Here is a 12,506-nt window from a genome sequence, read left to right as displayed (position 1 = left end):
CAGGTCCGTCAGAACAGGAATGCGGCCGTGGCGGGGTCCGGCCCGGTGCGACCGTCGGACGAATCCATGCCTCGAATGATCTCGAGGTCTTCCGCGCCCAGCTCGAAATCGAAGACATCGAAGTTGGCGGCGATGCGGTCCTGATGGACAGACTTTGGAATGACGATCAGCCCTTCCTGAAGGTGCCATCGGATGATCGTCTGCGCCACGGACTTGCGATGTTTTCCGGCGATCTTCTCAAGGGCCGGATCGCTCAGCAGCCGGCCGCTGCCCAGCGGGCTCCAGCTTTCGATGCGGATGTCGTGCTTGATATGAAAATCCCTGACGCCGCGTTGTTGAAAGCGGGGATGGAGCTCGATCTGGTTGACGACGGGCGTCACTCCGGTCTCGCCGATGATCCGCTCCAGATGATCCCGATTGAAGTTCGAAACGCCGATCGACTTGATCCGGTCGGCTTGCCTGAGCTCGATCAGCGTCTTCCACGCCTCGACGTATTTATCCTGGCTTGGCACTGGCCAGTGGATCAGAAACAGGTCGATCTGTTCGATCCCGAGCTTGTTCATCGTCTCGTCGAAAGCCCGAAGCGCGGCGTCACGCTGATGGGCGCCGTTGCGCAGTTTCGAGGTGATGAACAATTCGCTTCGCGCCACGCCAGCCGTGCGGATCGCCTGCCCGACGCCTTCCTCGTTCTGGTAGCCTTCGGCGGTGTCGATCAATCTGTAGCCGGTCTGGATCCCCCAACTCACGACCTGGGCCGTAATGGCCGGATCGACTTGCCACACGCCAAGGCCGAGCCGGGGAATGGCGGAGCCGTCGTTCAATGGTATCTGTTCAGGCATATTCACGTCCTTCTGCAACGGGGTTCCCGCCCAGCGCATGTCTTATCTAGTCCTGGCGGCCGGTAAAGCGAGTCGGGCGGAAGTCCGCCGTGGCGCCAAGAGTGTCCCTGCCGACGATGAATTGGAAACCCAGGCCGTCTTCCGCTGCATGAACGGCAAGGTTCTTGTCTGTGCCGTCGGCGCGAACCTGCCCTGCGTGAAAATGAACGCAGCCCGTGACAACCCTGGAGCGGACGCGTTCTGTCGAGAGAATCCGGGTGAGAACGGCGTTCCGGCCTACGCCATGGGCATGATGCGGTCTATTCATACAAATGTCGAAACGGACGAGCGGAAGTCGTCGACTCCACGTGGGATCTCGACGAACGAGGCTTCGCAAAGAAGCTGTGGGCCGAGCTCCCGGACCGCTAGAGTCTCGAAACCTTGGGCGGCGGCCTGCGCTGTGAGGAGCCAAGACGATGACCAGAAGAGATGCCCTGAAGCTTGGGGCGGTCTGCGTTGCGATTGGCATCGCCCTGATCGCGGGACGGGTCTACCAAGTGGAGATGGCGCAGCGCTTCTCCAGCGAACGCTGGAAGGCCGAGCGCGGCCATACCTTGGATTCGGCTGCCAGGTACGACATGGCCGAGGATCTCATGAGGCGTCTTCCAAAAGGCATGGCGCGTAACGAGGTCGCCGATCTCCTGGGGACGCCCGACCGGGAGACAAAGGATCGAATTGCCTACAAGCTGGGCGCACACGACCTCAGCCTTGATTACTACACCTTGGAGATCAAGTTCGACGATGCGCAACAGCTGACGGATACGGCGCTCGTTCAAGGCTGAGGCGCGTGACGGGAACGGGCCGCCGTGTGGAGTGTCCTCAACAATCTCGTCGTCGCGATAGACGTCATCGAGCCAGGGCTGCTGGCGGCCGCCAGGCTGGTGAATTGGAGACTTGCCGAGGTTGTAGGATGACCGTATGATCGGACTCCATGATCACGGATAGCAGCCCATCTTTTCAACGCAAAGCTTCCGCGAGGTGCCGAAGCTGATTGATCGAGCCCGTGCATGCGTCGTGCGCGAATGGCCGTGCTGGACATCGCCGGCCTATGGCCGCGCGGGCGACGGGGGCCCGTCCGTCGCGGCGCGAGCGGTAGATTCATATGGCGATCAAGGCGGCCTACGATCCGGCAGGCCTGTTCAATCCCGCGTGTCTCGTGCCTGATCGGGGCGATTTGTAGGGGAGCCGCATGAAGCAGCGTTCGTCCATCATCGGCAGCGTGGAGGCGCTTCCGCATCGCGTCGCCTCGTATCTGAGCCGCGAGATCGAGGGCGGCGACATCATCCCGGGAGCCCGGCTTCCCACCGAAAGCCAGCTCGCCGACAAATTCGGCGTCAGCCGCAATGTTGTCAGGGAAGCGATCGCGCAGCTTCGCGCCGATGGCATGGTTGAGGCGCGTCAGGGCGTGGGCGCATTCGTCATGGCGCCGGAACAGCGGACGGCCATCCGGATCGATCGCGAAGCGCTGAAAGACCAGCGCAACATGGAGCAGCTCTTCGAGCTGCGCAGCATCCTGGAGACCGAATCCGCCACGCTGGCCGCGACCCGCTGCACATCCGACGATCTTGCCGCGATCAAGGCCGCGCTGGACCGCATGGGCGGCGAGGAGCGCTGGGAGGATGGCAGCATCGAGGCCGATCTCCTTTTCCATCGGGCGATCGCCCGGGCCACGGGCAACAGCTACATCCACACCTTCATTTCGTTCGTCTGCGAGCAGATTCGCCAGTCGATCCACTATGCCCGCCTCACGAACCCGCTCCACGACCTGGTCGAGGTCAACGTCGCCGAGCACGTACTAATTTACGACGCGCTCGCCGCGCATGACCCGCAGGCAGCCGGCGAGGCGATGCGCAGGCACATCGATGGCGCCGCTTTGCGCGTCGGCGTCGAACTCACCGCGAAGATCCAACGAGGCAAATGACCATGTCGCTCGGGCAGACCAAGGCAATCACCGATATCTGCCTCCTTGTGGAGGATATCGACCGCACCATCGACTTCTATACAGGGAAGCTCGGCTACCGGATCAGACGCCGCGCCGAGGGCTTTGTCGATTTTCATTCCGAGCGCGTGACGCTCGCGGCATGGGAACTGGATCACATCAATCGCCACTGCGGCGTCTCGAATGTCCGCTCACCGAAGCAGGCGCACAAGGCATGCGTCGCCATGGAACTCGAAAGTGCTGGCGAGGTCGACCGGCTCTACGCCGAATTGTCGGGCAAGGGAGTGCCGTTCGTCGGGCCGCCCGGCGACTATGTCTGGAACGCGCGCTGCGCCTACTTCCACGACCCGGACGGAACGCTGTGGGAGCTCTACGCCTGGACCGGCGCGGGGCCGGGCGACTATCACGACACGCAAGAGTGATCGCGACGGCCTCGCAAGAAGGGCCGCGCCGCATGCAAACAGTCCAACAACGGAGCAACAAGATGAGTGGGAACACATCGCAGTGGAATCGCCGATCGATCCTGAAGGCCGGCGCCGCCAGCCTGGCGGCTTTCGGGCCGGGACTTCAGCTGTTTGGCGCCAGCGCCTTGGCTGCTGCCAAGCTCGTCGTCCAGTATGACTGGCTGATGTCGAACGGCCAGATCGGCGACGTGGCAGCCGTCGCCAATGGCTACTTCAAGGAAGCCGGGCTCGAAGTCGAGTTCAGCCCCGGCGGACCGAACGCCGCCACCGTGCCGCCAGTGGTGTCCGGTGCCGCACAGCTCGGCCAATTCTCCGAATCGCCTCAGCTCTATGCCGCGCGGGCGAGCGGCGTTCCGGTAAAGATCATCGCCTGCGGCTATCGCACCGGACCCTATGCGCTGACGTCGAAACCGGCGAAGCCGATCCGGTCGGTGGCGGATCTGAAGGGGATGCGGATCGGCACGCAGCCGACCGCGCGCTTCGCCATCGACGCGATGCTGGCGAAGAACAAGATCGATCCTTCCGAGGTCACCATCGTCAATGTCGGGTTCGACAAGGCCCCGCTCGTTCGTGGCGACGTGGATGCGATCGGCGGCTGGATCACCAACACGCAGGCGCTCAGCGTCGTCGGCGACGATCGCATCGATCTTCTGCTGTCGGAGCTGGGCCTGGCGTCCTATGCCGACGTCTACTTCGCGACCGACAGCGCCATCGAATCCGATTCCGGGACCCTGGCGAAATTCATCGGCGCGGTCGCCAAGGGATGGGGCTGGGTCCACGCCAATCCCGAGCAGGCGGTCGACACGCTCGTCGCGGCCTATCCCGAGATCGACGCAGGCTGGGAAAAGAAGACGATCCCCCTGGTGCTGAAACTGTCGTTCGACGACAACACGAAAAAGGACGGATGGGGCACGTTCGATCCTGCCTCGATCGAGAGCCAGATCGCGCTGCTCGACCAGATCGGCCAGTATCCGAACGGCAGGCCGAAAGCCGAGGACGTCCATACGACTGAGATTCTCGAACTCAGTGCGGCTGAACGGCCGAAGCTCGGCGCGCCCGCCTCCTGATGGCCGCGCCGGCCATCGAAACCTCCAGGCTCGACGTCGGCTATCCCGGCCGGCCCGCGCCAGTGACGGTGATCTCCGGTCTCGAACTGACAGTCGAGGCCGGGACGTTCCTGTCGATCCTCGGGCCCTCGGGGTGCGGAAAGTCGACGTTTCTGCGGGTTGTCGCCGACCTGCTGGCGCCACTCGCGGGCACGATACGCGTGATGGGCGAAACGCCGTCGGCGGTGCGCTCCGGCCGCGGCGTGGGCTTCGTCTTCCAGGACTCGACGCTGCTGCCGTGGCGCACGGCGCGCGAGAATGTGCGGCTGCCGATCCAGGTAGGCCGCCGCAGCCTGTCGCGCATGATTGACGACCGGGCCGACGAGCTGCTCGAACTCGTCGGCCTGTCGGCGCTCGGCGATCGGCTGCCGCATCAGCTTTCCGGCGGACAACGCCAAAGGCTGGCGATCGCCCGGGCGCTGCTCGGCGAGCCACGTCTGCTCCTGATGGACGAGCCTTTTGGCGCGCTTGACGAGATCACCCGCGATCGCCTCAACGACGAGCTGCTGAACCTTTGGCGGCGGACCGGAACGACCGTGCTCTTCGTCACGCATTCCATTGCCGAGGCCGTCTATCTCGGGCAGCGCGTGATCGTGCTTGCGGCCCATCCGGGACGGATCGTCGCCGACCACGACCTGCGTCCGCTGAAGGGGCCGGACAACAGATGCTCGCGCGAAGATCCGGCGATCGTCGCGGCCATGGCCAGGATGCGCTCCGCTCTTGGAGCGGCCTCGTGAACCGGGCTCCGCTATCGCCGTCCGCACAGACTTTGCTGCCGATCCTCGGCGCCGGCTCGCTCATTCTCGCATGGCAGGTCCTGCTGCCGCTCGCGGGCGTGCCCGCTTACATCGTTCCGACCCCGACCGCGATAGCGGCGGTGTTTGCCAGGAACGGATCGCTTCTCCTGTCGAACCTCTGGCCGACGGCTATCGAGGCGCTCTGCGGCTTCATGCTCGGGAACCTCGCCGCGGTGCTGCTGGCGGTCGCCTTCGTGCACAGCCGTACGCTTCAGGCCGCCTATTTTCCGGTCGTGCTGTTCTTCAACACGATCCCGGTTCTTGCGCTGGCCCCGATCATCATCCTCATCTTCGGCCTCGGCATGCTGCCCAAGATCGTGATCGCGGCGGTGATCTGTTTCTTCCCAACGCTCATCAACATGATCCGGGGCCTGGAATCGGCGAGCGCCAGCGAGCACGAGCTCTTCCGCGTGCTGTCGGCGACGCGTTGGGAGGTGTTCTGGCGGCTGCGTCTGCCGCGCGCGCTGCCGATGCTTTTCGCTTCGCTGCGGATCGCCTCGGCGACCGCGGTGATCGGCGCGATCGTCGGCGAATGGATCGGTTCCGACAAAGGTCTCGGCGCGCTGATCATTCAGGCGACCTTCAACTATCAGTCCGACCGGCTCTACGCCGCGATCGTGCTCTCATCGCTGTTGTCGATCGGGTTGTTCATGGTGGTCGTCGCCGCTGAGCGATGGTCGGTTCGATACCGCTGACCGGCTGGCTCCCAGGGATGGCCGCTTGGGGTGGCATAGCGGGCATCGCGCTATCGCGCAGGCGAGGGCTGGCCTTCCCTGCGCCGGCCTGTAGTATGACCAGTGCTTGCAGGGGAGGAACTCGAGCGTGGGGCTGGGTCGGAATTTCCGCCGTTGGGGGATGTGGGCCTTCATCGGCGTCATGGTGCTTTCGCCGAAGGCGGCGTCGGCCGACACCATCACGCCCGACCGGATCACTGCGGCCCTGTCGAAACTCGAGCTGCTCGCCGAAGGCGTCGTCGCGGACGGTGGCGTACCCGGTCTCGCCATCGGGGTCGTGCATGGCGACGAGGTGATCTTCCTCAAGGGATTCGGACATCGCGCGGCCGGAAAGCCGGAGGCCGTCGACGCTGATACGGTGTTCCAGATCGCCTCCCTCTCTAAGCCGGTCTCAGCAACGATAGTGGCGGCGCTGGTCAGCAAGAGCATCGTTTCCTGGGATTCGAAGATCGCCGACCTCGATCCGGCCTTCCGGCTAGCCGAGCCCTATCCTACCAGCGAACTCACGGTCCGCGACCTGTTTTCGCACCGCAGCGGACTTCCCGGCACGGCCGGAGACGACCTCGAGGACATTGGCTACGACCGCGCGGAAATCCTGCGTCGCCTGCGGTTCGTGTCGCCGTCGTCGAGCTTTCGTGCCGGCTACTCCTACAGCAATTTCGGACTGACCGAGGGTGCCGTCGCGGCCGCGAAGCCGACGGGCAAGCCCTGGGAGGAGGTCGCCGAGGAGAAGCTCTACCGTCCGCTTGGAATGGCCTCGACCAGCTCGCGTCATGCGGACTTCATCAAGCACGCCAATCGCGCCGCACTACACGTCAAGATCGACGGCGTCTGGGCCGCGAAGGTAAAGCGCGATCCTGATGCGCAGGCGCCCGCGGGCGGCGTCAGCTCCACCGCGCGCGATCTTTCGCAATGGGTACGCCTGGTGCTCGGCAATGGTGTCTATGCCGGCGAGACACTCATTAACGCCGACGCGCTGGCTGAGACGCATGTTCCCCTGATGGCTCGCGGCAAGAACCCCGTCTCAGGCGGCGAGTCCTTCTATGGCCTCGGCTGGAATATCGAGTTCGGCCGGCACGGTCTGAGCTGGGGCCATGCCGGCGCGTTCAGCGTCGGCGCCCGTACCCTGGTGACGCTTTTTCCGGAGGAGAAGCTCGGCATCGTCATCGTCGCCAACGCCTTTTCGACAGGCGTGCCGGAGGGTCTATCCGACAGCTTCGCCGATATGGCCTTTGACGGAAAGGTCGAGAAGGATTGGATCAAGGCATGGGATCATACCTATGCGAGCCTGTTCGGCCCGGCGGTCGCTGCGGCCAAGGCCACCTATGCCGCGCCGCCGTCTCCGCCAAGCCCAGCCGGGCCGGCCAGCGCCTATAAAGGCCGCTACTTCAACGACTTCATCGGCGATGCGGTTGTGTCGGGTGAGGGCGACGGCCTTGTGCTCAAGGTCGGGCCGGGCGGCGCCCGGTCCTATTTACTGGAGCATTTCGACCGCGACATGTTCCTGACCTATCCGGACGCCGAGACGCCGGAGGCACCGTCTGGCGTAAGCTTTGTGCTCGGGCCCAACGGCAAGGCGTCGGCCATGACCATAGAGTTTCTCGACGACAATCATCTCGGCACGCTGCGGCGGGTGGGTGATTAGGGTGGTAGTGAGACGATTGTCCCGGTCATCCCCCGCAAGACGCAGGGCAATCGCATATGGCAGCGCCTGCCCCCCACTCCGGCCGCTGCGCGGCCACCTCTCCCCCATGACATGGAGGAGAGGAAACCCAAGCCTTTCAAGGCCGCGACCATGGCGACTGGCGTTTCCTCTCCCCCACTTTGTGGGGGAGAGGTGGCTCGGCGAAGCCGAGACGGAGTGGGGGAGCGCCATATGCGATTGCCCTGCTGCAAGACGCGGCATCAATCGACAAGGTCGACCTTTCATGCTTCGGGTTCTGCCGGTAATCATCGAAGGAGAGCATCAAGATGAACGAAGACGCCGCCAGTCCAAGATCGCTTTCGGAAATTGCCAGCTATCACGCGCACATCTACTACGATGGGCAGGCCGAGCGGCAGCATGCCGAATGGCTGCGCCTGCGCATCGGCGAGCGTTTCCGCGTGCGCCTGGGCAATTGGCGCGACGAGCCGGTCGGCCCGCACGAACAGGCCATGTACCAGGTCTCCTTCGCCACCGCGATTTTCGCTTCGCTGGTTCCATGGCTGATGCTGAACCACGGCGGCCTGAGCATCCTCATCCACCCCAACACGACCAATCCCAAGCGCGACCATCTGGTCGACCCGATCTGGATAGGCCGGCCGCTGGGCGTGAAGGGCGAGGTGCTTGGCGAGGAGGACGAGGCGGAGGAGGCGCTGGAGGTGAATACCGAGCCGACGCTGGGGGCGTAGGAGCAGGACGAATTATTGCTGGTGGCGGCCCGACTTGGCCGAAGACAACTGTCTGCCCTTGGCCGTGAGCGGACAGTCAGCTTTCGGGTCTTGGCGATTGGATAACTGCCGTGCGCGGCGGGCACTTCCGAATGGCAGGAAGCGCCCAATTGGAGACGTTTAGGCAGTCAATCCATGGTCCCGAAAGCAGCCAAAGCGCGCTCCCGACACCGTCGCGATAAAGGCTCGCAGGTCGGCCAGCATCAGTTCCGGCTCTTCCAGCGCGGCGAAATGCCCGCCTCGCGGCATGTCGGTCCAATGCACGATGTTGTAGGTTTTCTCCGCGAACGAGCGCGGCGGCGGCAAGAACACCGGATCAGGAAAGGCCGCAACGCCGGTCGGCACCTGGATGCGGGTGCCGGCCGGAAGCATCAGCGACCCCTCAATCCGGCTGCCGTAGTAGATCCAGGTTGCAGTCACGAACGATGCCGGCGCGATGTAGAGCATGATGTTGGTGAGGAGTTCCTCCTCGGAAAACTTGCTCCATATGTCCGGGGCGCCATCGGCGGTTGTCGGAAGATCGGCCCACTTGCCGAACTTTTCGAGTATCCAGCCCGCCGCTCCGACCGGGCTGTCGGCCATCGCGACGCCAAGCGTCTGCGGACGGGTTTCCTGCTCGTGAAAGTAGGCCCTCTCCCAATCGGCAATCGCGGCCCGCTTGGCGGCGAAGGACTTCTCCTCGTCGGTCGTCGGAGCGGCATCCTCCGCACGCACGGTCATCATGTTAATATGGATGCCGAGCAGAGCGTCCGGTCGATCATGCGCTGCCCAGGCCGCGATGCCGTGGCCCCAATCGCCCCCTTGAACGAAATACCGCGCGTCGCCGAACAGTTGTATCATCAGCCCATGCACGAGCGCAGCAGCCCGCCGCGGGCCGATCGGGCGCGTGATCGGGTTGGAGAACGCGAAGCCAGGAAGCGAGGGGACGACAACATCGTGCCCGTCCGCTGCGAGCGGCTGCAACAGCCGCTCGAACTCGAGATACGAGCCCGGCCAGCCGTGGAGAAGCAGTACGGGCGGCTTGGAGCCGTCACCCTTCACATGAACGAAGTGGAGGTGCTCGCCTTCCACGTCGGCCGTGAAGTTGGGCAGCGCGTTAAGGCGCCGTTCGACCGCACGCCAGTCGTAGCTGTCCCGCCAATAACCGGCGAGTCGCTTGAGGTCATCAACCCCGACCCCCGCCGACCAGCCTCCCGCATCCGGCAGCTGGCTCCAGTCATAAGCCTCGACCTTGGCTCTGATCGTGGCGAGCCGTTCGTCAGGAATGTTTATTATGTAGGGTGAAATCATGATGTTCTCCGCTTAAACGGCTGACGACGTTGACCGCCGAAGGGTAATACCGACTGAACTGAAAGCTGCGCACAACGTTTCCTGAAACGCCATCCTTTTTGCGAACGGCGCCACGGCAAAACGTCTGCTATGCAGGTCGGCGTTGCCGTAGGCGCAATGTCCGCTTTCCACCCTTTCCGGACTTCCCCCCAAGGCCAGAACAAACGTCCGCTTTTAAGATCTCCAACGGCGCATTCGAATGACCGATTTTGGGCGCAAAGCTGCCAGTCTATATACCGCGCGTCTTCGCCCCCACTCACCCCCCCGCCAACCGCGGCAGCAGAAAAATCTCCGCCCCTTCCGGCAATTCCTTCGACCAGGTATCCCGATAAATCGTCCCGTCGATAGCGACGGCAATGCCCTTCTCGATCAAGGGCTCGAGGCCGGGATACTGCTCAGCCAGTTTCCTGAACAGCTCCCTTATGTCCTTGGCCTCGATCTCGACCTTGCTCTTGCCTCCGGCGAGCGCGCCAAGCGATCCCCAGAGCGTTACTTCGACCATCAGCGCCAGGCCCTTATTGGAGCATGATGTTTGTCCGAAAACCGCTGCGCACTTTTCGGCATCATGCTCTAGCGTTCAGCCTCGATCGCCGCGAGAATCCGCGGCGGCGACATCGGGATATGCGTCATGCGCACGCCCGCGGCGTTCGACACCGCGTTGGCGATCGCCGCCAGCGGCGGCACGATCGAGGTCTCGCCGACGCCACGCACCCCGTAAGGATGGTTGGGATTGGGGATCTCGAGGATCTGCGTGTCGATCATCGGCAGGTCCGAGCAGACCGGGATGCGGTAGTCGAGGAAGCCGGGGTTCTGCAGCCGCCCGTCCTTGCCGTAGATGTACTCCTCGTTGAGCGCCCAGCCGATGCCTTGCGCGGCACCCCCCTGGTACTGCCCCTCGACATAGGTCGGGTGCACCGCCTTGCCCGCATCTTGCACGACCGTGTAGCGCAGGACCCTGGTGGCGCCGGTCTCCGGATCGACCTCGATATCGCAGATATGGGTGGCGAAGGAGACGCCGGCGCCGTCGGCGACGAGCTCGCTGTGGCCGGCGATCGGCCCGCCCGTTTTTCCTGATGCGGCCGCGATCTCCCTTAGGGACAGCGCAGCGAGGTTGCCGTACTTCTCGCCTTTGGCGATGGCGTGGCCCTTTTCCCAGACCACGTCGTCGACCGGGATATCCCACGTCTGCGCGGCGCGTTCGCGCAGGATCAGAATAGCGTTGCGGGCGGCCGAGATCGTTGCCATCGAGGACGAGAAGGTACCGCGGCTGCCGTCCGTCATGTCGTTGTAGCCGAGGCTGGAGGTGTCGGCGACCACCGCCTTGACATGCTCATAGGCGATGCCGAGTTCCTCCGCCGCCACCAGCGACAGCGACGCGCGGGAACCACCCACATCGACCGTACCGACGGCAAGCGACACCGAGCCGTCCATGCCAATGTTGAGGTCGGTACAGGTCTGGCCGCCGAAGTTGAACCAGAAGCCGCAAGCCATGCCACGGCCCTGGTTCTTGCCCAGCGGCGCCTTCATGTGCGGATGGTTCTTCGCCGCCTCCAGCGTCGGGCCGATGCCGATCGGGCCATACACCGGGCCGTAGGACGACCTGGTGCCTTCCCGGGCGGCGTTCCTGATGCGGAACTCGACCGGATCCATGCCGATCTCCTTGGCCAGCTCGTCGACGGCGCTTTCCACAGCGAACGCCGCCATCGGCGCCGAGGGCGCGCGATAGGCCGCCGTCTTCGGCCGGTTGACCAGCACTTCGTAGCCGACCGTCTTGACGTTCTCCAGTCTGTAGCAGGCAAACGCGGTCATGGCGCCGAGCTCGGCCCACATGCCGGCATAGGGGCCGCAGGAATAGCGCAGCGTCGCCTCGGCCGCGGTGATCGTGCCGTCCTTGCGGGCGCCGATCTTGACGTCGATCGAGGTGGCACTGGTCGGCCCCGAGGCGCGGAACACCTCGTCGCGCGTCATCACCAGCTTGACCGGCCGGCCGGCCTTGCGCGATAGCGCCAGCGCCACCGGCTCGGCCCAAACATGGGTCTTGCCGCCGAAACCGCCGCCGATCTCCGACGAGGTGACGCGCAGCCTGGAAGCTTCCATGCCAAGCAGTTGGGCGCAGTGCTGGCGGTAGACGAAATGGCCCTGCGTGCAGACCCAAAGTTCGGCGGTGCCGTCGGAGCTGACATTCGCCACGCAGGCATGCGGCTCGATATAGCCCTGGTGCGTCTGCTCGGTCTTGAAGGTGCGCTCGACGACGTAATCGGCCTGCCCAAAACCCTGATGGACATCGCCATGGCCGTACTGGCTGCGCTTGGTGACGTTGGACGGCTTGGCGGGCTTTTCCTCGAGGCCTTCGGTGAAGATGGCGTCGTTGAGCACGGGCGCCGAGTGCTTCATCGCCTCGTCGACATCGGTCACATGCGGCAGCACCTCATAGTCGACCTCGATCAGCTTCAGCGCCTGCCTGGCGGTGCGGGCATCGACCGCGGCGACCGCGGCCACCGCATGGCCGTCATAGAGCGCCTTCTTGCGCGCCATGCAGTTGTCGAGGATGTCGTACATGGCGGCATCGCCATCGGTGAGGTCGGGCAGGTCGGCGGCGGTGATCACCGCCTTCACGCCGGGGAGCTTCTGCGCCTTCGAGGTGTCGATCTTCCTGATCGTCGCGTGGGCGTGCGGGCTGCGCAGAACACGCCCGACCAGCTGGCCGGCCATGTTGAAGTCCGCGCCGTAGCGGGCGCGGCCCGTCACCTTGTCGACGCCGTCGGGACGGATGGGGCGGGTGCCGACCGAGGTGAAATTGCGCCCCGCGAAACGTGGATCGAAATTCAT

General features: G+C 64.3%; 12 protein-coding genes. 8 read left to right on the top strand and 4 right to left on the bottom strand.

Translation table 11 applies throughout. The features are described 5' to 3' along the window. Positions 1-8 precede the first annotated feature (8 nt). The gene (locus EJ066_RS28615) at positions 9-839 is read right to left on the bottom strand and encodes an aldo/keto reductase (protein WP_126043253.1); all 831 of its coding nucleotides are present in this window, start codon (positions 837-839) and stop codon (positions 9-11) included. 455 nt (positions 840-1,294) lie between these two features. Between EJ066_RS28615 and EJ066_RS28610 the strand changes: the two genes are divergently transcribed. From EJ066_RS28610 to EJ066_RS28575, 8 genes are all read left to right on the top strand, one after another. Next, entirely contained in the window at positions 1,295-1,660 is a 366-nt protein-coding gene (locus tag EJ066_RS28610) for a hypothetical protein (protein ID WP_126043252.1), read from the top strand. 407 nt (positions 1,661-2,067) lie between these two features. Next, positions 2,068-2,799 (top strand): FadR/GntR family transcriptional regulator, encoded by a 732-nt coding sequence (locus EJ066_RS28605; RefSeq protein ID WP_126043251.1) that lies wholly within the window; start codon positions 2,068-2,070, stop codon positions 2,797-2,799. After that, complete coding sequence (locus EJ066_RS28600) at positions 2,796-3,239, top strand: VOC family protein (RefSeq protein WP_126043250.1); 444 nt, start codon at positions 2,796-2,798, stop codon at positions 3,237-3,239. Before EJ066_RS28605 ends, EJ066_RS28600 begins: the two co-directional genes overlap by 4 nt. Positions 3,240-3,301: 62 nt before the next feature. After that, positions 3,302-4,348 (top strand): ABC transporter substrate-binding protein, encoded by a 1,047-nt coding sequence (locus EJ066_RS28595; RefSeq protein WP_126043249.1) that lies wholly within the window; start codon positions 3,302-3,304, stop codon positions 4,346-4,348. After that, positions 4,345-5,124 carry an ABC transporter ATP-binding protein gene (locus EJ066_RS28590; RefSeq protein WP_245455243.1) on the top strand — a complete coding sequence of 260 codons (780 nt, stop codon included), beginning with the start codon at positions 4,345-4,347 and terminating at the stop codon, positions 5,122-5,124. The genes EJ066_RS28595 and EJ066_RS28590 overlap by 4 nt, the downstream gene beginning before the upstream one ends. Beyond that, positions 5,121-5,879, top strand: a complete 759-nt coding sequence (locus tag EJ066_RS28585; protein ID WP_245455009.1) for an ABC transporter permease — start codon at positions 5,121-5,123, stop codon at positions 5,877-5,879. Before EJ066_RS28590 ends, EJ066_RS28585 begins: the two co-directional genes overlap by 4 nt. Positions 5,880-6,039: 160 nt before the next feature. Continuing rightward, the gene (locus EJ066_RS28580; RefSeq protein WP_189644575.1) at positions 6,040-7,563 is read left to right on the top strand and encodes a serine hydrolase; all 1,524 of its coding nucleotides are present in this window, start codon (positions 6,040-6,042) and stop codon (positions 7,561-7,563) included. Positions 7,564-7,889: 326 nt separating this feature from the next. Then, entirely contained in the window at positions 7,890-8,309 is a 420-nt protein-coding gene (locus tag EJ066_RS28575) for a DOPA 4,5-dioxygenase family protein (protein WP_126043245.1), read from the top strand. A gap of 159 nt (positions 8,310-8,468) precedes the next feature. Here EJ066_RS28575 and EJ066_RS28570 read toward each other — a convergent pair whose 3' ends face one another. From EJ066_RS28570 to EJ066_RS28560, 3 genes are all read right to left on the bottom strand, one after another. Next, a complete protein-coding gene (locus tag EJ066_RS28570) occupies positions 8,469-9,638 on the bottom strand; it encodes an epoxide hydrolase family protein (protein ID WP_126043244.1) in 1,170 nt (389 codons plus the stop codon). Positions 9,639-9,933: 295 nt separating this feature from the next. Beyond that, the gene (locus EJ066_RS28565; protein ID WP_126043243.1) at positions 9,934-10,179 is read right to left on the bottom strand and encodes a MoaD/ThiS family protein; all 246 of its coding nucleotides are present in this window, start codon (positions 10,177-10,179) and stop codon (positions 9,934-9,936) included. Positions 10,180-10,247: 68 nt separating this feature from the next. Then, a complete protein-coding gene (locus EJ066_RS28560; protein WP_126043242.1) occupies positions 10,248-12,506 on the bottom strand; it encodes a xanthine dehydrogenase family protein molybdopterin-binding subunit in 2,259 nt (752 codons plus the stop codon).

Source organism: Mesorhizobium sp. M9A.F.Ca.ET.002.03.1.2 (assembly GCF_003952365.1).
Taxonomy (GTDB): domain Bacteria; phylum Pseudomonadota; class Alphaproteobacteria; order Rhizobiales; family Rhizobiaceae; genus Mesorhizobium.
This window is presented reverse-complemented; position numbering and strand designations above follow the sequence as displayed.

What these genes read in the sequence shown, in the direction of transcription:
- EJ066_RS28615 (WP_126043253.1), bottom strand. Translation starts at nt 839, where the DNA reads ATGCCTGAACAGATACCATTGAACGACGGCTCCGCCATTCCCCGGCTC.
- EJ066_RS28610 (WP_126043252.1), top strand. Translation starts at nt 1,295, where the DNA reads ATGACCAGAAGAGATGCCCTGAAGCTTGGGGCGGTCTGCGTTGCGATT.
- EJ066_RS28605 (WP_126043251.1), top strand. Translation starts at nt 2,068, where the DNA reads ATGAAGCAGCGTTCGTCCATCATCGGCAGCGTGGAGGCGCTTCCGCAT.
- EJ066_RS28600 (WP_126043250.1), top strand. Translation starts at nt 2,796, where the DNA reads ATGACCATGTCGCTCGGGCAGACCAAGGCAATCACCGATATCTGCCTC.
- EJ066_RS28595 (WP_126043249.1), top strand. Translation starts at nt 3,302, where the DNA reads ATGAGTGGGAACACATCGCAGTGGAATCGCCGATCGATCCTGAAGGCC.
- EJ066_RS28580 (WP_189644575.1), top strand. Translation starts at nt 6,040, where the DNA reads ATGTGGGCCTTCATCGGCGTCATGGTGCTTTCGCCGAAGGCGGCGTCG.
- EJ066_RS28575 (WP_126043245.1), top strand. Translation starts at nt 7,890, where the DNA reads ATGAACGAAGACGCCGCCAGTCCAAGATCGCTTTCGGAAATTGCCAGC.
- EJ066_RS28570 (WP_126043244.1), bottom strand. Translation starts at nt 9,638, where the DNA reads ATGATTTCACCCTACATAATAAACATTCCTGACGAACGGCTCGCCACG.
- EJ066_RS28565 (WP_126043243.1), bottom strand. Translation starts at nt 10,179, where the DNA reads ATGGTCGAAGTAACGCTCTGGGGATCGCTTGGCGCGCTCGCCGGAGGC.
- EJ066_RS28560 (WP_126043242.1), bottom strand. Translation starts at nt 12,506, where the DNA reads ATGAATTTCGATCCACGTTTCGCGGGGCGCAATTTCACCTCGGTCGGC.